A 22,972-nucleotide genomic window follows, 5' to 3' on the forward strand; every position below is an offset into this window, starting at 1 on the left:
CCTTTTTACGAACAGTCACTCTGCTTTAAGCAGTGGCTTGGTGAGGTTGTAGAGCATTGCTTCAGCAGTCATTGCCCAATGAAAAACACCCGCAACCAAAGTGGGGCCGCGATCGATGCTGCGGAAGGCCTTCTTGTACCCTTCAGATTGCACCAGGGCATTGCCGGCCATTAGGGGGATAACCACGATTGCAGCGATGGAGACGGTACGCAGCAGCCACTGGCGGCCTCGAATCAGTCCTCGCCGCTCGCAGGCGGACAGGATCAGGCCAACCAGGTTGAGTGCTCCCAGAAAGAGTCCGCTCAACAGCGACCAGGGGACGAACCACATGTTTTTGAGCACATTCAATCCTTGCTCACCGCGGATGTCGGTGTGTGCAACATCGGTGGCCATGTTGCGGGCGATCTGCGGAAGGTACTTCTCGAATTGCTCGCGACTGGCAAGCACATTCATCCCCTTCACGTAAATTGGCCCTAGCGCTTGACTCGCCATGTACAGGACCTCAGGAGACTGAGCGACCTGCGGCCGACTACGCAGGCCTGGCTTGATCGCCTGGGCGTATTCAGCAACTGTTGGCTCAAACCCGAGGTCTTCGCCAGGCTTGGGCAGCCGGATGGGTTTCCACTCACTATTGCCTATGCCAGTAGCACGGAGTGCTTCTAGCTGAGCATACGCGCGGATGACATCCAGAGTGGTTGGTACCACTTCAGCTTGGAGGCGCTCGTAGAGCGCATCGCCGTTGCGGCGCGTGTAACCTTTGAAAACGGCCTCAGCAAATGCTGGGAAATTCCCGTCGATCTTCTCTACATAGGTCCCCTGCGCACTCATCAAAATCCCGAGGTTTGCAATGAATGCCTTGCCCTCGCCGTGCTCCCGGTAATCCTGATAGGGAAGCCCTGGGATTTGAATGGAATCGTAGAGCAGCCCCTTTTTAGTGACATAGGCGTAGAGGCTGGATACCCGAAGGGTGTGAGGGAATTTCTCAGCGATGAGATCTGGCGCCTCACCCTGAACCCACCATGTTGCAGGAGCGGCCACCAATGTCATTGCTCCCACGCTGTGCCAGAGGTACTTTTCTCCGCCCCAGCGGTGATGAGCCCAGATGCACACTCGCCAACCAGTCAGGCAGACGGTTACTGACGCCAGGATCTGGCTGTATATTTCGAGATCCTGCAGTTTCTTCAGCGGTATGTCCGCGCCGGCGACGTTTAGGAGCTCAGCGTTAAAAAGAAGGCCTGCTAGCAAACAGACAGCGTTGAGGCACGCGAGCAAAACTAGGAGCATCCAACGGTTCCTTGTCAGTGTTGGTGTATAGAAACGGCACCTGCAGCTCCGAAAGCCTGAAGCTACGCATTACCCAAAAGCAGTGTGCCGAATCAGGTGAGAATTAAGCGTTATCTCTGAACCTAACTGCCGATCTTCGGATTTCAAGAGGTTCCTACCCTGCAGTAGAAGCTCTCAGGCTGTCCACGACAATATCATAATGACTTCACAGCAGTGATGGGTCTGAATTACGGCCCTATGAGCGTGTCCGTCTTCGATAGCACACACGCTGCTCTGCATCATCCAGAGCCAGGACGGCGTCGAACTTCCCTAACGGGATGAGAAATGGGATGCCTTCAGGGTACGCCACGTGCGCTAGGCCGGCTGTTACGTTCTAACGCGACAAGTAACCCTCGCTGCGGTCTTAAAAGAGACCCGGAGGATACCGGCTTCAGGGCGTGTGTCATCCCAAAGTGGGCGTACAGAATTGGGTCGCGCTGTTTAGGGACTGCGGACGCACGGCCTATCCCGCCTTAGGCGGGCTTGCTACTCAGGAGGACGGACAATTTGCGGCGCAAAATGTCCGTTCGACTACACAAAGGCGGCGCGGCGCATGATGAGCTTACTCAGGAGGCAGAGCGGCTTTTTGCGATTGGGTACCGTGCTTTCGGACGAAGGCCTGCATTGCTGGCGAAAGCGGCCGCTCTATGTCGAAGTCACCATAGGCTTGCAGGAACGATGGCCACCTTGCCTCGAGAAGGCCGGCGCGCCTGTATTTTGGTGCTACCCATATCCATTGCAAGGACCACTCAGGCCCCTCAACGGCGCCGTCGCGGCGCATGAATCCGCATGCACCCGCAATCGTACCCATGTCGTATGCAGCAAAGAGCCATCCCTGCCAATCCTCCCCTGCACGCCTAGTCGAGGAACCATCCCACTGTACAAAGTCGTACTTGAACTCGCGCTTGAACTCAAAAGCTCGATCGCAGACTGCACCGTGCATCCAGAAGGGGGAGTCCTGATCAACGAGTTCCCCAGCCCGACCGAGGTTGGTCAATCGCTCTGCAAATTGCTCATCTGGCTGGGGATCAATCATCTGCTTCTTACGACTGTGCACCTCACTATGGATGCGAGTCTCCTGCGAGTTGTTCGTGTAGTACGAATGACCGCAGTACTCGCATACCGTGTGCTCCTGAGGCTCTGGCTTCCGATACCTTGGGCCCAGGACTTCAAGCCAGACTACGACGTCACCGTCCCATTTCATGGTGAAACGGTATCCTGCTTCGTCTTGGTGGGTCGTCTCGGTCCACATAGGGTGTATCGGCCCTTGAGCTGCATTCAGCACAGTGCGGCGGCGGCCGGCGTAGTGATCATAAAGGACTATTTCAAGCTCATTGCTTGTGAGCACCTCTCTGCCCTCAAGTGCCTTTGTCAGTTCTCGAACGAGCCGAGAGGGGTCTACTTGAAGGCCGAGTCGCTCCAAACCAATGATCAGGGCCGTTGCGTCGAATGCAGTGAGGGCTTGAGTGAGGGTGATATCGTCTTCAGGATCGACCGGGCGGCGGCCAACAGACTGCTGAGCAATTCCAAAAGGCATGAGCAAGTCTTCGAAAATGTATTCGATGATTGCTAAGGCTCGCGTCTCAGTTGTAATAAGGTAGTCGCCAATGTCCAAGTTCTTGGCTACACCCTCCTTCAGAACCTCACGCTCAAATCTCGTCAGCCCCTCACCACGAGGTGAGGCTTTGCGCTCTTCAACAAGGATCTCGCAGAGCTTGGTAAGCGTTTCGCTAGATACGTTGGTGGCCATGGTCTACCTAAACTAAATGGTGCCCCGCTTCTTGGAAGCCGGAGGGTGTACAGACCTTCGTGAAAATCACCTTGATCACGAGGTGCAATTCATGAGCTACGGTTGGCTAGGCTCAGTGCTGTGCATAGTGCCAAACGATCTGACTGCATTTCGGCTCACCCTTCGAATGACCTGCTTGGGCAAAAAACGCACGCCGCGGCGCTGCATCTCCAAGCTCACGCTCATCTCTCCAGCCATTTTTTGGAGTTTGGCTCTATCCTCAAGCCGTGCGGTTCGTGTCACTTCTGCAAGTAGTCGCATGGCATGGACCAGCCCTCTCGCTTTGCGAGCTTCCGAAATGGTCGCAACAGCCGGAGGTGCGGCCCGAAGATCGATGCCTGAGAAGAGGTCAGCCACCAAATCTAAGCGTGGATCATCAGCCTCCTCAAGAAACCTCAACGCCGGCGGACTGAAGCGGAAGGAAAACTGATCCCCGTCGCTCCAGTACTCGATCAGGATCGGAGCCCGACTCATAAAACCATCATGGGTGACATTGACTGTCTCAGACGACAAGTACGCAGCGTGCTTGTGAATAGCTTCATCAGACAGGGTGCCGTTTGGGCTGCCCTTCAATTCAGGTTGAAATCTCATTTGTCGCCTTACGCCGGATAAGTGGGGTCACCTGGTCTGCAGGTCTTTCATCAACCATGAGTGCGTGTGCAGGCGGCAGATCAATTGCCGCCCAGTCGGCCCATTTTAACCGCATGCCCAGGCGGGGACCGCCTAGCGTGGGTCGAAATGCATGCTCACGGCACACAAACCCAAGCCCTGTAGCCAACTCGGCTGGTTCGAGGCTCGAAGACAGTTTCTAAGGCAATAAATTGTAGTGACAAAATGCCACGATGGCTCTTTACTACGTCGCCCGCCAGCCAATAGATGGAGGGTCAGGAAAAGCTGTCTTCAAAGGAGTTCAGAATGCTTACAAAGGGCGCAATCGCACTGGCTATGGGTTTGATCGCAGGAAGCGCTTCAGCAGCAAGCTTCGACTGCACGAAAGCGTCGGGCTTTGCAGAGACTGAGATTTGCCGAGATGGCTACCTATCCGGAGTGGATGTAGTTCTCGATCGTACATACAAGAAGGCCGTCGCTGCCTCCTCAAACCCAGAGGGGCTCCGCCAATCGCAAAGGGAGTGGCTCCAAACCCGAAATCAATGCCAAGACCAGAAGTGCCTGGATAAGGCGCTTGGGACTCGAATTCAGGAACTGGAACGTATCGCAAGTGCCGAGCGCGTAAAAGCAATGCAGGCGCGAGACGAACAGGATGCGGCACAACGTAGAGCTGTGGAGGCCGAGCGCGAAAGGCAAGCCACCGCGCTGGCTAATCAGCAACGCCAGGCAGCACTAGCGACACAGCGCACACCCTCCCCAACGGCATCTTCCACGCAGGCAATACACCCGACTAGCGCCCACGCCCAGCAAGCACAGAATCCCGTGGCTTCGTGGTTCATCAATGGGCCTGGCTGGAAATACACCCTGGTGCTGGGGTTACTCCTCTCCATCTGGGCTGTTGTGCGCCACCATAGCGGGTCTGCAACCATCTACAGCGACTACACAGATGCTTTGATCACGAACCTACTACCTGCGCTCGGGATCGCTACAGGCGCGATTTGTCGCTGGCTTGAAATGCCAGGCGTCGTATCCGCTATCGCTGTGGTAGCTGGTTTCGTCCTCTCGATTGCCTACGCGATTTACTCGACTGCGAAGAACAACAGGGGTGGCTTAAGCATCTTCCTGACCTTGGTGGCGAAGCTGACTCTGATTTCAGTCTTCTATGTCGTCATCGGGTTGCTGATTGCCTCGCTGTTCAACGGTGGTGCGCGTCGTAAGGGCGAATCCCAGGCAAGAGCCGATGCCCGCAATCGACGTGAGCGAAAGGCAACCATGGCATTGATCACGGCTCTCTCTGCGGCATACACCGCCCTCACTGCATGGGTGTGCCGTAACCCTAAGTTCGCCCCTGTTAGCGAATGCCTGGAATTCAACCGAGTCCCTGCTCTGACATAAGCCCCCCTATTCCGTGCGCCACCAGGCGCACGCGACTTGCCCAGAAGGGTCAGCTGAGCATCATGGCGGGTGGAAGAATGCTAGGCCCACCCGCCCCGATATGGCAGCATCAATACTCGCCGGCCTGAAGCGGTTTGCAACAACTCTGCAGCGCAGGTGCCTCACTTTCCCTGCATATTGCCAATTTCAAAAGAGTGATCACTTTGATGCCCTGGGTAAAACGTTCGCTTGGAATCCTCAGCTTGGTGCTGGTTACGGCAATCGGTTTATGCCTCCACTTCTACTTACCGCGCCATGAGGTCGTTCATGTGACTGGTGTCGAGGTGAAGCGCATGGATGCAGATGGCGTGATCAGCGCTGAGAACCCGGCTGATGGTCCAACCCGAGATGTCTATTTCATCAACACTGTTTCAACCGACGCAAATCGTGAGGTAGCGGTCTATCGAAATGAGGATACCGGTTGGGGATTCCCGTGGTACTTCAAATTCGATAGCGCCGACCTGCAGGCTAAGGCCCAGGACTACTCGCGTGACGCGAACCAGCTCGCGGTCATCAGGTATTACGGCTGGCGCTTCCAGATCTTCTCGATGTTCCCAAACATCACCGACATCAAGGCCACAACCAGCAACATCGAGCCTTTCCCAATTTTCGTTACCCTCTTTTTCGGCGGGCTGCTCATTCTTGTGCTTGTGATCACCCTCCTCGTCCGCCGAAAGCTGCGCGCCCGGCATAGGCCAATGGTCCCGAACCAGTAGGCTTAACCTTCGCCGTTATTCCCCCGGACGTTAAGCTGTGTTGGGCACCGCCAGGGCGCTGTCCTGGCTTCTCAACCGCCGGATCTGACTTCTCAAGGACGCAGTATGCAAATCACACAGGGCCAGCGCCTGCCGCTGTCCAGCATAGGTATTTCTGACCGCCTCACGGTTGCGGTCTCCATTCAGTCAAGCAATGTGATCGACGTAGCCTGTTTCGGGCTTGATCAGCAATCGAAGCTGTCCGACGACCGCTTCATGGTGTTCTTCAACCAAACCTCCGCACCTGGTGATGCCATCCGGCTGATTGGACAAGGCCAGTTCGAAATCAACCTGGGCGCATTGCCGGCAACGATCGATCGATTGGTATTCACCGCGGCGATTGACGGTCCGGGTGCCATGAAAGACATCTCGTCCAGTCGCTTCGTTGTGAGTGGCCCTGATGCACCAAGCGCAGCCACGTGCGAGTTTGACGGGGGCACGTTCACCGTCGAGAAGGCGATCATGGTTGTCGACATTTACCGCAAGGGTGGCGAGTGGCGCATGCTTGCCAACCTGCAGGGCTTCAAAGAAGGCTTGAGCGCGCTTGTGCGCCACTTCGGCGGTGAGGTGAGCGATGAACCCGCGACCGCGCCTCCAGCACCTGCTACGCCGCCTCTTGTCCAGGCAACGGTATCTCTCGAGAAAAAGGTCGCAGCCCAAGCGCCAGCATTACTCAGCCTGGCAAAAAAAGCTCAGATCAGCCTGGAGAAAAACAACCTCACCAAGGTGAGAGCGAAGCTAGGCTTCGTGCTCGATGTGAGTGGTTCTATGAATGGCCAGTACAGCCGAGGCAGAGTGCAAGAGGCCATGAACCGGCTGATGCCACTCGCCGTAGCCTTCGATGATGACGGCGAGCTGGATGTTTTTGGGTTTGGGGCAAAACCAGTTCAGCTCTCGCCAGCCACTCTATCCAACTACAGCGACTACATCGACACTGAGCAAGGCGGTTGGCGGAAGTGGGATGTGGGCCAGCGCGTAAATGACGAACCACGCGCGATGAGGATGGTTATAGATTTCTATAACCGCTTGGGTGGATCAGAACCGGTCTACATCATTTTCCTCAGCGACGGCGGCGTGCACAAAAACCGTGAGATCACCCAGCTGATGATGGAGGCCTCAGGCAGTCCGTTCTTCTGGCAATTTGTAGGCTTAGGCGGCAACGGTTACGGCATCCTGGAGCGCCTTGACGATATGCCCGGCCGCGTTGTCGACAACTGTAGCTTCTTCGCTATGGATGACCTCCACGATCTCACCGAAGAAGCTCTGTACGAAAAATTGATGGAAGAATTCCCAGGATGGCTGATCGAGGCGCGTGCCAAAGGGATCATCACCTAGTAAGTGCTTGAAAGCTGCGGCACCACGGTGCCGCAGTTAATCTCAGCCCAAATACTTAAGGTCGAACGGTTGGATCTCCCGGAAACGCGCAGAACGGTCCAAGTCGACCCGAGCACCCCAGCTATTCAGCGCGCCGACAGGATCTATGTGCTCAATGCGGCCAAAGTCCAAAAGGTCCCAGTCTTCCCGTCGCACGACTACAGACAAGATATACGGCTCCTCTAGGCGACCGGTCGCGGGGTCATTACGCTGAACATACCCTGACACCAGGCAGCGATTGATTGCCGGCAGCAGCGCGAATACCTCGCCAACGACCCTGAACAAAGAGCCGTAACACAATCCCACAAAGTCCCGTCGCACCTGGGCATCACTTCGTGTCTTGAAGGTGAGTTTTCCATTGCCTTTTGCCTCGGCAGTACGCCGCGGGGTATCACCCTCGTCAGGTAGATCCACATCCAATGCTATCCCGGCTGCATCGTAGGTGAACTGATAGGCAACATTCGTTTCCTTGGGCCAGGCTATGCCGCTCAGCACGTAATCAAGCGCTTTCTCCATATGAGCACTGAATCCCTTCGCAGCCAGGCGAAAGGTCTTCTCAGCTTCCGAGCGCTCATTGTCATGCGCGTCACGGGCTGCCTCCCACTCCGATAGATCCTGCTGGTAGATCTGCTCGTTGGTGAGGCGGTCAGCCTCTAGCTTGCCAGACCTGAACAACCTATCAACGAAGCTAGGCTCAACTGACGTCGGCGCCGTCGGAATCGGCATCGAAAAAGGAGGCGGTAATGCCGGCATAGTACCCGGCCGAGGGGTGCCTACGTGGACGTTCAAGCAATCATTGAGATCCTGGTTCAAACTCTCTGCAGCTTTTGTGAGCAGCGCTTCAATCTCTGCAGCCTGTTCGCTCTTAACGCGCCTCACAACTCCTGCAGGAACCGGACTTCCTGCCTCATCGACAATCAATAGCGTACCGTCATCCTGCACGCTGATCTTGATCGGCCCTGAATAGCCCGCTGAACCGGAGGAGTTGGATGGGGAATGACGTGCACCATCCAAACGCTGGCGGTAGGACAACCCGGTCCCGGGTAGGCCAGCGTTTAGAAACGTGCCATTACGTCCCATTGTCATGCTTAGGCCCCTCGGACCAACTGAAGCGGACAATCCGCTGGGGGAGATATTAAGCCTTACGCCCGGCACAATCGTGATCCGCTTACTAAACCTCCACCCCATAGCCTTTTCCTTGACTCATGATTATAGAACTGGGCGCTAACCGCCATTGCACCTCTGGCACGCATGACGGCAGATACGAAGGTCTGAACGTGCGCCCGATTGAGAACTAGCGTTTAAGCGCCTGGGAGCTCGATGAACTTCTCACCACTCCACTGGAAGCGCTGAGCGTATGGCTGCGTCGGGCAGCAACGTGGATCATCATCTCCCTGAACAAGGGCGTCGATGAAGATGGTGCGACTGCCGACATCGCGCGCCTCACGAACGGCTCCACTAATTGCAGCATCGCCACCTTGAGCCTGCCAACCCTCTGGCGCGTGGTAGAACGCTGCGAGGGTGTGATAGGCAGACTGTGAGCCGCCTGAGCCTTCGATGGTATAGAGCACTGCGGCATCCAACTCACCGTCACCATTCAGGTCCACCTGAATGATTTGGCGACCTTCTGGGTACTCTACACCGCCGTCGGTATCGAGCCCCGCGATGTACGCATTGATAGCCCCAGTCAAGTCAGGGAACGACTGGGCTGCAACAGTAGATTGAGCCATCACGACTGCGGGTGGGGTGGCAATTGGGTTATTCAATTGCGGCTCGGCCGGACCTGCTGCCAAGGTATCAGCGCCGGCATTCGGCTCCGGCTCGACAGAGCTCGGGCTACCTTTGCCGTTCACGGCATCGGCAATCATTTGGTAACTCCGAAGTGCCTGATCGTCTGGCTTCAGACCAACCTTCTTCGCACGAACAGAAAACTCCTTTTGGATCTCGCCCAAAGCCCGTCCCATGTCCTCAGGGTTGAAGGTCATCACAAATCCTTTAGGAGACATCGGTTGCGAGTCACCGAAGAAGATACGCGCAAAAATGTTCGGTCGCATGTCCTCAAGGGCGTCGATGCCGGCGTCAACAAACTCGTCCGCGACATCCTTGTACAGCGACCATCCTTCATCGCCGAAAAGCTTGGTGATGTTCTCTTTGGCCACGTCATTTTTGAAGTCGGTTAGCTCCAGGGCTTTCTGGTTAAAGTCGATCGTTTGGCTCCTGCAGCTATACGTGTCATTACCGAAGCAGTTCTGCCTTAACTCGTTGAGTGCCAGGGAAAGACGTACGTCATTCGCTGCCTGGCCGCAGCCGGCCAGCATGGTGACCACAGCACTGGAAACCAAGATTCTCTCAATCACTTGAAACTCCGCAATCCATGCGCATCACGTGTGCGCGCAAAGCTAGGTGGTCAGAACGAACCACCTGACAAAAAAAAGCCCCTGCCGTGTTAGCAGGGGCTTTTCCTACAGGCTCGAATTAGCCGACGGAAACGCCATGGGCTTCAGCCAGTGGCTTCAGGCCGCCAGCGAAACCTTGACCGATCGCCTTGAACTTGAACTCGTCGTTGTGACGGTACAGCTCACCGAAGATCATCGCGGTTTCAGTCGAAGCGTCTTCGCTCAGGTCGTAGCGCGCCAGCTCTTTACCGTCTGCCTTGTTAACGACGCGGATGTAGGCGTTGCCCACCTGACCGAAGCTCTGCTTGCGTCCTTCGGCTTCGTGGATGGTGACCGCGAAAACCAGTTTTTTGACGTCTGCAGCCAGGCCGGTCAGCTTGATGTTGACCTGCTCGTCGTCGCCTTCACCAGCGCCGGAGCGGTTGTCGCCCAAGTGCTCAACAGAACCGTCTTGCGAGGTTTTGTTGTTGTAGAAGATGAAGCTGTTGTCGTTCAGGACTTTGCCATTTTCACCGGTGATGAAGATGGATGCATCGAGGTCAAACTCGGTACCGTCGGTTACACGAGGGTCCCAGCCCAGGCCAACGACCACTTCGGACAGGCCAGGAGCTTCTTTAGAAAGCGATACGTTGGAGCCTTTGGTCAGCGAGACAGCCATTGGATAATCCCTTGAAAATAGATGGAGTGGTCTTTAGCACCGTGTGGTGCTAACGACGGATAACGGACCTTAGAAATTCAGGCCGTACGAGTTGGCAAGAGCCTTCAGGCCGCCGGCGTAGCCTTGGCCAACGGCGCGGAATTTCCACTCGCCGTTGTTACGGTACAGCTCAGCGAAGATCATCGCGGTTTCAGTCGAAGCATCTTCGGCCAGGTCGTAACGAACGACCTCAGCACCAGTCACATCGTTGGCGATACGGATGAACGAACCGCCGACCTGACCGAAGTTCTGCTTGCGAACATCGGCGTCATGGATGGTAACGGTGAACGCGATCTTGTCGATGTCCGCTGGCACGCGGCTCAGGTCGACCTTCAGTACTTCGTCATCGCCGTCGCCAGCGCCAGTACGGTTGTCGCCGGTGTGCTCGATCGAACCGTCTTGGCTCTTCAGCTGGTTGTAGAAGATGAAGTCTGCTTCACCGCGAACCTTGCCATTGGCAGCCAGCAGGAATGCACTGGCGTCGAGGTCGAACTCGGTGCCATCGGTCGAACGCGGGTCCCAGCCCAGGCCGACGATGATCTTGGTCAGCGACGGGTCAGTTTTGGTCAGGGACAGGTTGCCGCCTTTCTGCAGGGTCAAAGCCATTTCTTAAACTCCTTGTTAGGGTACGAGTGATTCAGTTGGATTCTGCTTGAGTGTCTTCCTTTTCGGGGAAGATCACACTTGCAACGATGCCGATTACCAACACCACCATCACGATGAGGAGGCTGGTATTTGGATCGATCTTGAAGCCGTGGTGGAACATATGGTCTGTGGCGTTGAGGCCCAGTTTTACCGCGATGAAGAACAGCAGTGCAATGACAGCTTTCTCCAGGTGTACCAGGTAGCGCTTCAGGGCCTCGAGTACGAAGTACATCGTACGCAAGCCCAGAATGGCGAACAGCATAGCGGAGTAAACGATGAGAGGCTCACGGCTCACCGCGATCACAGCCGGCACGGAGTCGAAGGCAAACAGCACATCCGATACTTCAGCGACAACCAAGCACAGGAACAGCGGGGTAGCAAACAAACCACCTTTGGCCGCCAGGCTCATGCCTTTGTTCTCAGGTTTCAGCAACTCGCCCTCGAGAACCTTGCGGCTAACGAAGAACTGGTTGCCGTGCAGCCTTGGCCAGACCGGGAACAGTTTCTTGGCGAATCGATAGGCGATGTGCTTGGAGTAGTCTTCCTCCTCCTCATCATCACCGCCGCTACGAAGCATCATGACGGCGGTCCAGGCCACGATCAGTGCGAATACGATTTCTACCCAAGGGCCGAACGCCAGAAGGCCGGTACCGATCGCAACGAAAATGCCGCGGAAAACGATAGCGCCGATGATGCCCCAGTAGAGCACGCGGTGGCGCAGGCCATCAGGAACTTTGAACCAGGCAAAGATTGCCATGAACACGAAAAGGTTATCGACGCTGAGAACCTTCTCAAGGGCGTAACCGGTGACGAACAGGCTGGCGACTTCAGGCCCGTGCTGAACGTACAGGAATCCTGCAAACGCGAGGGATATGGCAATCCAGAACACGGACCAGACAGACGCTTTTGCCAGCGAGACCGGCTTATCGCCGCGATGCGTAACCATGTCGAGCAGCAGAGCGCCTAAGGCGATGCCGACGAAAACCATCATGGTCAACGGGGGGAAACCGATATGGGTAACTTCCACGGGTCAGTCCTTAAAGTTCGAAATCAGCTGGGGAGAGGCCCAGCTCCATGCAGATCAGACGGCATGCCGCCTTTTCCTTTTCATCAAAGTCACCATCGGATGCGCCGACGGAGCAGGTAACGCGTACGAGAAGGCGCGCAGCCCCTTCGTTGTCTTTGATTCTGCCGATGACCTTCAACGCTTCTGCTTGACCGATCTGCGGGTCAAATTCGAACTTGCTCATCGCGTCGTTGAACACGGCGAGTACGTCGGTCAGGCTGAACACCTTCAACTCTGGGGAGTTGTTGATGAAGCCGATCATCTTTTGCTTTTCTTCAGGACCTGAGCCATTGCTCGCTACAGCTACCATGGCGCAGCCGTTGGCGGTTGCTTCCATGAACTTGCGATTCTTGTGCTTGCCTACTTCGGCAGTCAGGGCCTCGCGTGCTTGCGCACCTTTTGCTTTCAACCAACTGAGCATTGTTCGTACCTCAAAGTGGCGGGACCGAAACCCCGCCCGAAAGTGGATTACTTGGAACCAACGCTCCAGCGCAGACCCCAACGGTAGGCCTTATCCATGGGCTCTTGGTTTCTATGGAAGTCGACCCTACGAGACACCTTAACGGCGCCGTTGTCGTTTTCAAGGAGAGCAATGGCGCAACAACCGAGACTTCCACCCTCCTCGTTCAAACGGACTTCAATCTCTGGCTGGCCAGGGATGAAAATGGTGACCACACCATCAGTCTGCCCCCAGTTCGGTGCACCGTCGTAGATGAAGGCGTAAACCAGGATTCGCTTGATCTCACTCCACTTCTTCCCATTGATGTAAATCCACTCGCCGCCGGATACGGAGCCAGTTCGGTCATCACCCATGAGTTGAATGTAAGGCTCGTGCTCAAGGGCGCCGAATGCGTTGCCAAGGGCTTGGACCACGCCCTTGTGGCCATCCTGCAACTCAAACAAGCAGCCAACATCGAGGTCAATAGACTTACTACGATTGAAGAAGCCGCCGGACTTTCCTTGGTTCCAGTTCAGGTTCACCCGGATTTCACCGAACCCAGCAGCTGTCTTTTCCAGGCTGATCGAGGAACGAGTCTTGTCGAGGGTCACCTTACTCAGGCTGATAGTCGACTTTGGAGCAGGGGCCGGTGCTGGGGTAGGCGCTGGAGCAGGTGCCGGCGCAGCACTTGGAGCTGGCGTCGGGGCCGGGGCCGCAATGTCGACACCAAAGTGGGTTGCCAGTGGTGCAAGGCCACCGGCAAAGCCCTGAGCGACACATCGGAATTTCCACGCACCCTGGCGACGGTAGAACTCGCCAAGAATCAGCGCGGTTTCCTTCATACCCGAAGTCGGGATCTGGGTCTCAATGCCGCCAGACACAGTGACCACAAGCATGGGTACACGGTCGAAGCTGGCTTTGTTCTCGTAGATGGTCGCCGTCAGCGCTACCTTTTCGATAGCTGCGTCCAGCCGGCTGAGGTCAATGGTGAACACGGCGCGGCCAGCAGCCGTATCAACCAGCTGCACCGACCCACCCAATACACTGGGCTGGCCGTAGAAGCACATGTCATTGTCGCCACGGACCTTTCCAGTTGCGGTCAGGGCAAATGCAGACACATCAATGTCTGCACCTGGAATGGGCGAATAGCCCACCTCCACCCGCAGGCTCCCGGTCGCTACCGGTGCGTTACCACCAGGGACCAAGGTTGTCATGCGCGCACCGCCTGAACGGCCAGGTTCACCAAGTCGTCAGCAGTACGGCCATGGGTAGTCTTACCGATAGCTTTGAACTCCCAGCCAGAAGCGCCGCGCGACAGGTTGGCCATGACCACTCCAGTGTGCTCACCCTGGTCACTGAGGTTGAAACGCGCCAATTCCTGTTTATTGCCGTCATTGACGATGCGGCAGTACGCATTTTGGATGCGAGAGAAGTTCTGCCCAGTGAAGCTGTTAGTCGTAAACACCAGGTGCTTGACCGATGCAGGAACGTTGCTCAGGTTTACGGTAATCGACTCATCATCACCCTCACCCTCACCAGTGCGGTTGTCACCAGAATGCTGTATCGAACCATCTTTGGATTTCAACTGGCGGAACCACACCAAGTCGACCGGCTTCAGGTCGCCATCCAGCATGATGCACGACGCGTCGAGGTCGATCTCTCCACCGCCACCACCGAAAATCTTGCCGAAAAGACCAGTAGCTTTCACAGGATCCCAGCCCAGACCCAGGGTTACCTTGGACAGACCCGAGCCCGCGGTCTTCTCCAGAGAAATGGACTGATTCTTCGAAAGGGTAAGTGCCATCGTTACGCTCCTTGTTGGTCATCGTGCTGTTGGGTGCCAGAGGAGACACCCGTAACTGAATTTGTGGTCGCGTCCGTCGAGTTCACACGCGCACCAATTTTCTCAATCTTCATCCGGCCACGTTGCCAGCGCGGGTGAAAGTGCCGCCAGTGCGGCTCTTGCGCTGCAGCAAGTAGCTCTTGATCCCCGCGGGTGTCACCCCAAGCTCGTAGCTTGTACTGGGCCAGCGGGCCATATACAGCTTCCAGGCGAAGTACCTTTGCTTCGCAGCGGCAGTTACTCCCGCTAAGCGCGCCTGTTAGCTTGCCTTCAACTACTTCAAGCTCAGTCCCAATCAAGCTGATACCCAGCTCCTGAGCGAATGGCATGAGCACTATCCGCGGAGAAGCTGAACAGATTGTTACCAGGGCACCGCTTGCAACCTCGGACGCGACGGATTCTACGCCGGCCGGCCGCATGAGCCGTACCCAAAACGCCCGCCTGAATTCCGCAGCCTTCCGCTTCACCCAAGCCTCCTCAACACCAGTCAGGAAGGTGGCGACAAGCACAGCTTTAAGCTCGTCGCGACTCATTCCCTTGCCGAGGTAGCGAATGCACGCAGGAAGCATGCGTATCACCCGTGCGGCGAACTTCCGCTTACCGAACGCAAACAGCAGGAATGGGACGAAAGTGTCTCGCCGCGTCAGGGTGCCGTCGAAGTCAAAAACCGACAGGACCTGGCCGGAGGCCGGGCCAGCTTCAATCAATTCCTGGGTCATCGAACTGCCTCAGCCAAGCGAACTGGCTCCGCTATACCTGCTTCTGCGGGTTTCACTCCGTGCCATTTCACCCGTTCGATGATGTTGACGGCCCAGTTGTAGTGGGTCGCTGGTTCAACCATCGCATCGTTGTGCTTGAAGACAGCGGGCGCAGAACCATCGACGATGAGCTTGGCGCAGTTGTAGTCCTCAAGAGGAACGCGGAAGCCGTCATGAATCTGCGCAATCTGAGTCGGGTGGATCGCTGTCTTACCAACCAGCCCATGGGCAATGTCCAGGTCCAGCTCCTCAGCGAGCAGCTGAGGTGTTGCGAGCTGCTCGAAGACAGGCGCGGTAAGAGCAAAACCTTGTGCCCCAAGGACCCCGCACAGCATTGGGATCACGTACCCCATTGGGGTCTGATACAAGGTCGTTGCCGGGTTTCGGCGCAACCCCAGGCAACTCATAAGATCATTTCCACCGATGCGCAACGCAAGGATTCGATCCCCCAGCTCTGCGCGAAGCGCGCAACCCAACTCGCCCATCGCCCCAGGGTTGTATACGTCGCTGGTTTCAAGCGTGGGCATCAACAGCAGGTCGGGGTTGGTAACTGCTCGGACCCACTCGCCCAATGTGGCAAGGGACAGTTTCGGCACTACGAACCCATGCGCTGCGGTGATTTCTGGCCACTCATTGAGTACAGCCGCCATCCTCGAATCACGCGGTCGAACGAAAACCAGTGGACTTCTTGGAGAGCGATTAACTCGGGGCCCGATAGCAGTCAGGATCGCGCGCAGCGACTCCAGAGCATGCTCAACATCGGTCGCGGCAACCGCGTCCTCTAGGCAGATAACGAGCGAGCGAAGACCAGGCTGCTTATCAGCGCAAATCACCTCGACGATATCGGCTCGAGTTGCAGGCATGTAGAGCGTCGCGCCCAGTGCCCACGGGGAGATGCGGTCCATTAGCTCACCTCCCGGATGATAGTAACGGCACGGTAGGGCCCCAAGCCTTCACCAGCTTCCTGTACCTGGATGCCGGCACGGTCAGTCAGATGGATCAGCAGTTGGACATCTGCATCGCTGCGGTCCCGCACCAGTACCTGATCTGGGACACGGCGCAGCACAGCGCGAGTCGCTTCGGCGATACCGGGCTTGATGCGATTCAAATTGGTCACACCAAATCGGTCAGCAAGACGGCTGACGACATCAAGTGCATCGTTCTGCAGGTTCTTTGCCTCTTCTGGTGTCCACGGCAGGGCCGGACTTACCTCGACGGCAGCTCGAGCTGCTTCGATCCGATCAATGAAAGCCCGGGTCACGTCGTGCTCTCGCAGGTGGTCGTATACGACGCAACCATGCAACCCGCCATCACTCGGCCAGATCGAACGGGAAACCAAACCGGAGACGGTCGCACCGAGAATACCGGATGGGATGATCCAGTCTTCAGCCGAGGCTGCCAGCCAGGCCCGTCCGCACGGATCTGCCAGTACGACCAGTCGGGGGTCTTCAGGGAAACGGCTGTCTCCTGCAAGGCTGCGCTTGATCTCCCCAGAGATTGCGCCTTTGCCCGTCCACCCATCGACGAAAACGATGTTCTCGGCGCCGTGCGCAGCGATGATAGATTCAAGCGCAACAGTGTCGATACCACGATCGCGGACGATGCTGATGCCGTAGTGATGTGCATCGCGGCCCAGGTCGATCAATGCACGGCGTAACAGAACCCCAAGCGGAAGCCCGGCGCGAACGAAGGACACGAGCGCAATCGTCGGACCCTGATAGCGTTCTTCCAAGGCCAGAGCCAGGGATTGAACGTCCGCCGCCATGCGCAGGCCGTTCTGAGTCATCGCTCGCTCGAACAACTGCATGTGAGTCTGTGACGGCGCATCTTCCTGGCTGATCATGTCCGAGTAGTGCTTTTGCTTGGACTGGATCAGCCGCTCCTTTTCCAGCACATCGGTCAGGCCGATGTTCACTGGCTGCAAAAGGAAATGTACATCCTCAGGCAAGTAGCTACCGCTACCAACAGTCATCGAGGTCAGGATCGGGTTAAGCATGGATGCTGCCCTCCACCAATGCGGCAAGCTGGCTCCGCGCCGGAGTCGACCAGAAATCGCAGAGGTTCATGTAGCCGAGATCGGTGATGCTATCGCCGAAGCCGAGCACAGGGCGCTCCCCGTTCAACTCACGATCCTGCTTGAGGAAGTGCTCAACAGCGACGCGCTTGGACAGACCTGCAGGTAACAGGGCAAGGTTGTTGCCGTTGGAATGAGTGTGCATGCCTTCGATCAGGCCAGCTTCTCTCAGCTTATTGCGCACCAGAATCAGGTCAGCGTCAGAACCGTTGTTGTGCTTGACCACAACGTAGTGACGCTGATTGGCCTCTTCCACAACCCAGCCACGAAGCGATACACCTTGCTCGTCCCCAATACGCAACGCCGTCTCACACAGCACGGGCAAGCGGTCCTGGAACGCCGAAAGAATTCCATTCATCACGCCATGCCAGTCCATATTGACGGAGCGGTCGGGATTCAGGATCAGGCCGCCATGGGAGCAAATAGCAGGGCCAGTGAAATCCAGACGAACACGGTTGAAGGCCTCGGCACTGCGCGCAGTAACGGGTACCACATCAGTCGTTGCCAGAAGCCACCCAAGGAACTGCTTCTGCATCTCGGTCTGGTAACCACTCACTTCACCGTTAACGTCAAAGGACGCCGGATAGCGCGAAGTGCCCTCAGGCATTTTTCGAGCGGTTTGGAAGAGGGTGTCGTCCAGGTCGACCAGAGCCAGCGGGCGCTTATTTGCCATCGACGATCACCTCCGCGTTCAAAGCTTCAATCAAAGCAGCCGGCACAGCCTGTGCGTCCGTCTCGCTGCAGATCAGCACTCGATCGAATTGCCCGGGTGCCACGTTGTAGAGGAAGTTAACGATGCCCAGACCATAGTTGTCTGAGAAGTTCAGCGCGTGCCCAATCGAATGACCAAGTGCAATTGGCGAACGGGTAGTCGAGCTGAAATGCACATCGGCGCCAGCGCGTTCAAGGCGTTCAGCCAACAGGAAGGGCTTCCAAACGAACTCACCGGTACCGAGGACGATGACCCGCTCACCCGGCTGGACAGCGATGTTGAGCCCCAGGGTGTCTGCTACCCCACGGGTACCCAGTCGGCCCCAGTCGTTTTCGGGGTTTACAGCCCAATCCCCCGCGGCCACAGTGCCGGTGTCCGGCATTTCAGGAAGCGGAGCTTCAGGATCTTCGGTGAAGCTGTAAGCGCCACTCAGCAGGGATACCTGTGCAGCCGCTTCGCCGATGCTGCTCGACACAGCGCCCGCAGACCAATCAGTCAGCACGCAGGTGACAACGCGCTCGATCTGGTTGAGCCCAGCGTCCACGAGTGCGCGGTGTAGATTGATGAACGTGCGACCGGTCGAGGCCTCATCATCAACGAGCACCAGCGACTTGGCGCTGCGCATCATTTCCGAGAGTTGAGGTTCGGAAGGCTCATGAATCAAGTGTGCACTGGCATGGCTGTGCTCTTCTTCAAAACGAGCAAAAATCTGAACGCCTACCGGGTGGCGGGTGCTGACGATGTACATGGTGTCAGCCCGTGACTCGCTCAGGGCGCGATGAACGCCCGCCCCCAGGCCGACAGCTGTCTCTGCCATACCGATGACCAGTACAGGGCCTGGCAGGTCGGATGGGATTTGTGCAGCCAAGGCCTTGTAGGATTGCTGCATCACCGATGGCTTGACGGGAATGTGCTTACCCAGCACCCGAGAAACAAACAAAAATGCTCGTTTCGGATTGCGGCGCTCGGCAAAGCCAAAAAGAGACTCAGGCGAAATGGAAGCCTGATGCACATCAACTTCGAGAATGCCGCGCTTCAGCGTGGCGCTCAACTTTGTAGACGCTTGATTCACTATACTATGCTCCATTTTGGAGTTCCGTGGACGATAGTAGTGAACCTAACGTGCGCACTTTTAATTTCAATGGCCTGCAGCATTTAATTTCGCGCTTCGATTTTCCAAAGCGACGGTTGAACACCCCTCGCTATATCGGCAGGTGTCTGTGCTGCATGAGAGTCATTGACTGTGATGTGGATATGGCAAGCTTCTAAGAAGGCGCCGAGCAAATGGGACTTGACTGCAAAGTTCATGTTCTGCGCATCAGGCACGGTTGAAGTAACCATGCCGACCACACTCCCCCGCGAGTCGAACAGTGGACTACCACTCGATCCGGGCTGAATTGCCGCTGTGAACTGCAAGAGGCTCGAGTCATTACGCAGTCCGAACAGGGCGGAGACGCCGCCCTGAGTGACATGCGCACCACCGCCAGCAAATCCCGACATTGGGAAGCCAATCGCCGTCACTGCGTCGCCCAGGGAGCAGCCGCCGGTTGCGGCGAACTGGACGGGCGTCAATGGCGCACCATCTACTCGGAGCAATGCAATGTCGTTTGAAGTGTCGACCATCACTGGCTCAGCTCGGTACCGACCATTGAAGGAACTGATCTCAATCGACGACATCCCCTCGATGACATGGGCGCAGGTCAGCAGCACGTTGCTGGACACAGCAAAGCCAGTGCCAGTGGCGGCCGTTGCACCGCCATTAGGGCGAGAGTCACGACTCCCAACCTCTGGATGGTCAGGGTTGGCTTCGTCAATCTTCACCCCGAGCCTGCGGCCAAACGCCGCCAGGCCATAGGCTGAGCCTTCTGCCATGGCCCGAAATTTCCATTGTCCACCGCGGGAATAGAACTCGCCCAATATCAACGCGCTCTCGCCAAACGCGCTGGTATCTAGGTTGTATGAAACCGTTTGATCAACCTTGAGCTTCAGGTGGCCAAGAGAGCTAACCGGCCCGAGGTTGGAATATCTGTAGACGATCAGCAGAACGCGATCACTGCCGGCAGGCAGGCTCCCGAGCTGAAGCGAGCAGCCGACCTGCTCCCGACTGCCACTCCATTGCATCCAAGCGGGCTGCTCAATATGAAAGAGAGCGGCAGCTCCCCTTGGGGATCGTTTGTCATCAACAGGGATCAGCGCGACAGCTGCGGTCGAGCCAAAAGCATTCTGCTGCGAAGACTCCAGCGTCCACGATGCTTTTTGTGAAGAAAGTGCAACATTGGCGCCTGGCGTCAGCATGTCTCGCTCCCTGAGTAGACAGAAACTTTAATCTAGATTTGGTACACGTGGTACCAGAATGATGGCCATTCTATCACCCAGCTGGGGCCGTAACGGCAATAGTGATCGCCCGAATTCGCACCCCCTCCTTCCAAGAAATCTGTGGTTCTGGGAGGCCAAGCCGGCGCGCAGCGAAGATACCCGCCAGGTTGACACCAGCTTCACGGGTGTAGCCAACACCACCTGAATATCGTGGGTTGATCTCTAGAAGCCTTGGCATCCCATCGGCGCCATCGCGGGTCTGGACGTTGATGATGCCGTCACAACCGAAATGCTGAGCCGCGGCGACAGCCAGATCGGTTGCAGGCGTGTCTCGCTCGAAAGTTTGGTGCGCTCCGGCCTTCCGGCGACCGACATACGCTACTACCTTGCCGCCCTCACAAACCATGTCTACGGAGCACTCTGGCCCTGGGAGGTAGGGCATTACCAGCATCGGCTCACGAGCTGGCCCGGCCGAGTAGATCCGATGATAAGTCTCGAAGTCGACTTCTCGAGCATCTGGGTTCGCAAAGCAGCGGAATGGGTCAACCCCGGCCTTGAACCGCCAGAATCCCTGTCCATAGATGCCAACAACCGGCTTGATGCAAACCTCTGAAGTCGGACTCAAGGTTTCATAGGCAGCGCGTAGTTGGTCTGGGTTTTCAACCGGGATAGCGGGGATGCAAGCCAACCCAGCGCGTTCTGCCTCGGCTGTAAAATTGGCCTTGTCGTCAACCAGCTCAAAAGTGCGCTTGCTCATACCGCCGGTAACAAGCGTGATGCCTGCGCGCTCAAAATCCGCACGACGGCTCTCATACGCGCCCCCAACGCGACCAGCTAAGACCACCTTAATCGAGTTCTCGATTGCAGTGCGGAGCACCCAGTCGATGCGATCTTCGCGGTCTTCAGGCTCCTTAAAGCTGCCGTGAGCCAAACCGGTGATCTCCGGCCGGTCACCCCCATGGGATGCGAATACGCGCACGTCGGCTGGGAGTGCCTCCAAGGCGCCCAGAATGATGTCGCGCTGAGAAGCCTGACCCTGTAGAAACCAGATCATTAGAACCACCTTGATTTAGTGCAATTGAATTTGGATCTAGGATCCTGACCTTGGGCGAGATGGTAACGGTTGAGCCGGCGGCTTCAAGCGGGGCGACATTATGATCTGCCTCCCTGAAAAAGGCTTCTGGCCGAGCGAAAAACGCACCACGCAAATTGTTGCGATTTATGAATGGGGTTGACGCCAAGAATCCAGGGTACACTACCGTCAGGAAGGTGACTAAGTGTGCCCCTGGCCATGAATGTTTTTTCAATAACCTTGTTTGTTTTTACTCACGTTTGCAGAACCTGGAGGAGGCGGCGCGCTGACTTCGTCAAGCATTTCTATGAGGCGGTCGTACTCTTCCTGGGTGATCGCTCCTGATTCCAACGCCTTCCTAGCCTGAAGTCGGATCACGTCCTTCGATAGTGTTGTCCAAGGCTATGTCAGCCTGATGTGCCGAGGGATGACCATGGCGGGTGTGGTGAACGTCACGACCATCATTGCACGTCTTCCCTATTCGGAAACCATCTACAAAATCAGCACTGGTGGTAATACCTACGAACGATAGTGCGGGGATCATTAGCAGATCAGGTGGAGAGTCGGATCCTGATGTGAGATTGCTTCTTCAGGACAGGATAGAGGCACGCATACGGTCCCTCATTTCTTCGCCTGAGGGAGTGACACGCTTATCACGGTGTGCCACAGAACACTTTGCAGCCCCCTATTGCGACCCAAGGCCGTATCAAGAGTGTGCGATACGCCCTTAAAGACAGGCCTGGTGTACGCCGATCCAATTAACCCATCCAATGGCATCAGTTTGGAGGTCAGCATTTAGGCGAACCAGCCCGAATGGTCAAAGGCTTCAAGCAAGACGAAGAGGTCGTAGTGCTTGGGATCTGGCGCCACTCAGTTTCTGAGTCACCGGATACGCTCGACCCCATTCGTCGAGCTGAAAATTTTGTGAGAATTACGCACATATTGGGTCAAAAGGCGCTTCAATTAATAAGTGCAAAATCACGAATCTGGAGAAATTAATCGGTGGAATATCACGATCTATTTTGTTTATTCAGCGGAAAAACCATAAATAATTCCACTAATTTATCGAAGGGATCGATTTGGCCTATGAAATACGGGACTTTAGGGCTTTCCACTTAAATCACGATTGGTGCAGTAGATAAGGCATATTGGAGAGCATTATGGATCCCGGCTAGAACTCCACCTTCCCTCTGCCCGCCTTGATACCGCTACGCCTGGCCTTCCCCTCCAGGCGGCGCGTTTTGGAACCGAGTGTCGGCTTGGTAGGCCGACGCTTCTTTTCAACCTTGCCTGCACTCACGATCAATTCGGTCAGACGCGTCAGCGCGTCAGCCCGGTTCTGCTCCTGGGTACGGTATTGCTGAGCCTTGATGATCAACACACCGTCCCCAGTGATGCGGCTGTCTCGTAATGCCAACAGTCGCCCTTTGTAGAACTCAGGCAATGAAGAAGCGGGAATGTCGAATCGCAAGTGCACGGCACTCGACACCTTGTTGACATTCTGCCCGCCTGCGCCCTGGGCGCGCACGTAGGTCAGTTCCACTTCAGCGTCCGGCAGTTGTACGGAATTGGAGATGGTCAGCATGAAGGGACCCCTATGATTGACCGCATTATCACAGCAATGGCCGCGCCTTAATAACGGTACTTGATTATTCGATGGCTGGCCCTTG

General features: G+C 56.3%; 22 protein-coding genes. 3 read left to right on the forward strand and 19 right to left on the reverse strand.

Going from position 1 to position 22,972, the window contains the following annotated elements; translation table 11 throughout:
• Positions 1-15: 15 nt before the first annotated feature.
• The 3 genes from ACF8GB_RS03890 to ACF8GB_RS03900 form a co-directional block, all read right to left on the reverse strand.
• Positions 16-1,284: a hypothetical protein gene (locus ACF8GB_RS03890; protein ID WP_196185884.1), complete on the reverse strand. Its 1,269-nt coding sequence runs from the start codon at positions 1,282-1,284 to the stop codon at positions 16-18.
• Between the two features lie 601 nt (positions 1,285-1,885).
• Positions 1,886-3,073 carry a GNAT family N-acetyltransferase gene (locus ACF8GB_RS03895; protein WP_197844479.1) on the reverse strand — a complete coding sequence of 396 codons (1,188 nt, stop codon included), beginning with the start codon at positions 3,071-3,073 and terminating at the stop codon, positions 1,886-1,888.
• 96 nt (positions 3,074-3,169) lie between these two features.
• On the reverse strand, positions 3,170-3,703 hold the full coding sequence (locus ACF8GB_RS03900) for a hypothetical protein (protein ID WP_196185882.1): 534 nt from the start codon (positions 3,701-3,703) through the stop codon (positions 3,170-3,172).
• Between the two features lie 324 nt (positions 3,704-4,027).
• Between ACF8GB_RS03900 and ACF8GB_RS03905 the strand changes: the two genes are divergently transcribed.
• From ACF8GB_RS03905 to ACF8GB_RS03915, 3 genes are all read left to right on the forward strand, one after another.
• Positions 4,028-5,116, forward strand: a complete 1,089-nt coding sequence (locus ACF8GB_RS03905; protein WP_196185881.1) for a lysozyme inhibitor LprI family protein — start codon at positions 4,028-4,030, stop codon at positions 5,114-5,116.
• A 206-nt stretch (positions 5,117-5,322) separates the two neighbouring features.
• Positions 5,323-5,871, forward strand: coding sequence for a DUF1523 family protein (locus ACF8GB_RS03910; protein WP_197844493.1), 549 nt, complete (start codon positions 5,323-5,325; stop codon positions 5,869-5,871).
• A 105-nt stretch (positions 5,872-5,976) separates the two neighbouring features.
• The gene (locus ACF8GB_RS03915; RefSeq protein ID WP_196185879.1) at positions 5,977-7,245 is read left to right on the forward strand and encodes a VWA domain-containing protein; all 1,269 of its coding nucleotides are present in this window, start codon (positions 5,977-5,979) and stop codon (positions 7,243-7,245) included.
• 42 nt (positions 7,246-7,287) lie between these two features.
• Here the strand turns inward: ACF8GB_RS03915 and ACF8GB_RS03920 are convergent, their stop codons facing one another.
• The 16 genes from ACF8GB_RS03920 to arfB all read right to left on the reverse strand — a co-directional run bounded on the left by ACF8GB_RS03920 (position 7,288) and on the right by arfB (position 22,887).
• Positions 7,288-8,472: a DUF4236 domain-containing protein gene (locus ACF8GB_RS03920; protein ID WP_196185878.1), complete on the reverse strand. Its 1,185-nt coding sequence runs from the start codon at positions 8,470-8,472 to the stop codon at positions 7,288-7,290.
• Positions 8,473-8,585: 113 nt separating this feature from the next.
• Positions 8,586-9,641 carry a hypothetical protein gene (locus ACF8GB_RS03925; protein ID WP_196185877.1) on the reverse strand — a complete coding sequence of 352 codons (1,056 nt, stop codon included), beginning with the start codon at positions 9,639-9,641 and terminating at the stop codon, positions 8,586-8,588.
• A 118-nt stretch (positions 9,642-9,759) separates the two neighbouring features.
• Positions 9,760-10,338, reverse strand: a complete 579-nt coding sequence (locus tag ACF8GB_RS03930) for a TerD family protein (RefSeq protein WP_197844480.1) — start codon at positions 10,336-10,338, stop codon at positions 9,760-9,762.
• Between the two features lie 69 nt (positions 10,339-10,407).
• Positions 10,408-10,983, reverse strand: coding sequence for a TerD family protein (locus tag ACF8GB_RS03935; RefSeq protein WP_014753722.1), 576 nt, complete (start codon positions 10,981-10,983; stop codon positions 10,408-10,410).
• Between the two features lie 31 nt (positions 10,984-11,014).
• Positions 11,015-12,049: a TerC/Alx family metal homeostasis membrane protein gene (locus tag ACF8GB_RS03940; RefSeq protein WP_196185875.1), complete on the reverse strand. Its 1,035-nt coding sequence runs from the start codon at positions 12,047-12,049 to the stop codon at positions 11,015-11,017.
• A gap of 10 nt (positions 12,050-12,059) precedes the next feature.
• Entirely contained in the window at positions 12,060-12,509 is a 450-nt protein-coding gene (locus tag ACF8GB_RS03945; RefSeq protein ID WP_196185874.1) for a tellurite resistance TerB family protein, read from the reverse strand.
• Positions 12,510-12,556: 47 nt separating this feature from the next.
• Complete coding sequence (locus tag ACF8GB_RS03950; protein ID WP_197844481.1) at positions 12,557-13,741, reverse strand: TerD family protein; 1,185 nt, start codon at positions 13,739-13,741, stop codon at positions 12,557-12,559.
• A complete protein-coding gene (locus ACF8GB_RS03955; protein ID WP_014753726.1) occupies positions 13,738-14,331 on the reverse strand; it encodes a TerD family protein in 594 nt (197 codons plus the stop codon). Before ACF8GB_RS03955 ends, ACF8GB_RS03950 begins: the two co-directional genes overlap by 4 nt.
• Positions 14,332-14,333: 2 nt before the next feature.
• Positions 14,334-15,089 carry an HAD-IB family hydrolase gene (locus ACF8GB_RS03960; RefSeq protein WP_196185872.1) on the reverse strand — a complete coding sequence of 252 codons (756 nt, stop codon included), beginning with the start codon at positions 15,087-15,089 and terminating at the stop codon, positions 14,334-14,336.
• On the reverse strand, positions 15,086-16,033 hold the full coding sequence (locus tag ACF8GB_RS03965; protein WP_197844482.1) for an HpcH/HpaI aldolase/citrate lyase family protein: 948 nt from the start codon (positions 16,031-16,033) through the stop codon (positions 15,086-15,088). The genes ACF8GB_RS03960 and ACF8GB_RS03965 overlap by 4 nt, the downstream gene beginning before the upstream one ends.
• Positions 16,033-17,124, reverse strand: a complete 1,092-nt coding sequence (locus tag ACF8GB_RS03970) for a cysteine protease StiP domain-containing protein (RefSeq protein WP_392526578.1) — start codon at positions 17,122-17,124, stop codon at positions 16,033-16,035. The genes ACF8GB_RS03965 and ACF8GB_RS03970 overlap by 1 nt, the downstream gene beginning before the upstream one ends.
• The gene (locus ACF8GB_RS03975) at positions 17,117-17,875 is read right to left on the reverse strand and encodes a trehalose phosphatase (RefSeq protein WP_392526579.1); all 759 of its coding nucleotides are present in this window, start codon (positions 17,873-17,875) and stop codon (positions 17,117-17,119) included. The genes ACF8GB_RS03970 and ACF8GB_RS03975 overlap by 8 nt, the downstream gene beginning before the upstream one ends.
• Complete coding sequence (locus tag ACF8GB_RS03980; RefSeq protein ID WP_196185868.1) at positions 17,865-19,001, reverse strand: phosphoribosyltransferase domain-containing protein; 1,137 nt, start codon at positions 18,999-19,001, stop codon at positions 17,865-17,867. The genes ACF8GB_RS03975 and ACF8GB_RS03980 overlap by 11 nt, the downstream gene beginning before the upstream one ends.
• A gap of 68 nt (positions 19,002-19,069) precedes the next feature.
• Positions 19,070-20,209 (reverse strand): trypsin-like peptidase domain-containing protein, encoded by a 1,140-nt coding sequence (locus ACF8GB_RS03985; RefSeq protein WP_197844486.1) that lies wholly within the window; start codon positions 20,207-20,209, stop codon positions 19,070-19,072.
• 73 nt (positions 20,210-20,282) lie between these two features.
• Positions 20,283-21,284, reverse strand: coding sequence for an ATP-grasp domain-containing protein (locus tag ACF8GB_RS03990; protein ID WP_197844487.1), 1,002 nt, complete (start codon positions 21,282-21,284; stop codon positions 20,283-20,285).
• A gap of 1,189 nt (positions 21,285-22,473) precedes the next feature.
• Entirely contained in the window at positions 22,474-22,887 is a 414-nt protein-coding gene (gene arfB / locus ACF8GB_RS03995) for an alternative ribosome rescue aminoacyl-tRNA hydrolase ArfB (RefSeq protein WP_058604619.1), read from the reverse strand.
• Between the last annotated feature and the right edge of the window lie 85 nt (positions 22,888-22,972).

Source organism: Pseudomonas sp. xss_4 (genome assembly GCF_043104125.1).
Classification (GTDB): Bacteria; Pseudomonadota; Gammaproteobacteria; order Pseudomonadales; family Pseudomonadaceae; genus Aquipseudomonas; species Aquipseudomonas parafulva_B.

Bases quoted from the DNA above. Each gene is read 5' to 3' on its own strand.
- ACF8GB_RS03975 (WP_392526579.1), bottom strand. From the start codon at position 17,875: ATGGCAAATAAGCGCCCGCTGGCTCTGGTCGACCTGGACGACACCCTC.
- arfB (WP_058604619.1), bottom strand. From the start codon at position 22,887: ATGCTGACCATCTCCAATTCCGTACAACTGCCGGACGCTGAAGTGGAA.
- ACF8GB_RS03935 (WP_014753722.1), bottom strand. From the start codon at position 10,983: ATGGCTTTGACCCTGCAGAAAGGCGGCAACCTGTCCCTGACCAAAACT.
- ACF8GB_RS03915 (WP_196185879.1), top strand. From the start codon at position 5,977: ATGCAAATCACACAGGGCCAGCGCCTGCCGCTGTCCAGCATAGGTATT.
- ACF8GB_RS03970 (WP_392526578.1), bottom strand. From the start codon at position 17,124: ATGCTTAACCCGATCCTGACCTCGATGACTGTTGGTAGCGGTAGCTAC.
- ACF8GB_RS03905 (WP_196185881.1), top strand. From the start codon at position 4,028: ATGCTTACAAAGGGCGCAATCGCACTGGCTATGGGTTTGATCGCAGGA.
- ACF8GB_RS03985 (WP_197844486.1), bottom strand. From the start codon at position 20,209: ATGCTGACGCCAGGCGCCAATGTTGCACTTTCTTCACAAAAAGCATCG.
- ACF8GB_RS03965 (WP_197844482.1), bottom strand. From the start codon at position 16,033: ATGGACCGCATCTCCCCGTGGGCACTGGGCGCGACGCTCTACATGCCT.
- ACF8GB_RS03945 (WP_196185874.1), bottom strand. From the start codon at position 12,509: ATGCTCAGTTGGTTGAAAGCAAAAGGTGCGCAAGCACGCGAGGCCCTG.
- ACF8GB_RS03895 (WP_197844479.1), bottom strand. From the start codon at position 3,073: ATGGCCACCAACGTATCTAGCGAAACGCTTACCAAGCTCTGCGAGATC.
- ACF8GB_RS03960 (WP_196185872.1), bottom strand. From the start codon at position 15,089: ATGACCCAGGAATTGATTGAAGCTGGCCCGGCCTCCGGCCAGGTCCTG.
- ACF8GB_RS03980 (WP_196185868.1), bottom strand. From the start codon at position 19,001: ATGGAGCATAGTATAGTGAATCAAGCGTCTACAAAGTTGAGCGCCACG.
- ACF8GB_RS03990 (WP_197844487.1), bottom strand. From the start codon at position 21,284: ATGATCTGGTTTCTACAGGGTCAGGCTTCTCAGCGCGACATCATTCTG.
- ACF8GB_RS03955 (WP_014753726.1), bottom strand. From the start codon at position 14,331: ATGGCACTTACCCTTTCGAAGAATCAGTCCATTTCTCTGGAGAAGACC.
- ACF8GB_RS03900 (WP_196185882.1), bottom strand. From the start codon at position 3,703: ATGAGATTTCAACCTGAATTGAAGGGCAGCCCAAACGGCACCCTGTCT.
- ACF8GB_RS03950 (WP_197844481.1), bottom strand. From the start codon at position 13,741: ATGACAACCTTGGTCCCTGGTGGTAACGCACCGGTAGCGACCGGGAGC.
- ACF8GB_RS03890 (WP_196185884.1), bottom strand. From the start codon at position 1,284: ATGCTCCTAGTTTTGCTCGCGTGCCTCAACGCTGTCTGTTTGCTAGCA.
- ACF8GB_RS03930 (WP_197844480.1), bottom strand. From the start codon at position 10,338: ATGGCTGTCTCGCTGACCAAAGGCTCCAACGTATCGCTTTCTAAAGAA.
- ACF8GB_RS03910 (WP_197844493.1), top strand. From the start codon at position 5,323: ATGCCCTGGGTAAAACGTTCGCTTGGAATCCTCAGCTTGGTGCTGGTT.
- ACF8GB_RS03920 (WP_196185878.1), bottom strand. From the start codon at position 8,472: ATGGGGTGGAGGTTTAGTAAGCGGATCACGATTGTGCCGGGCGTAAGG.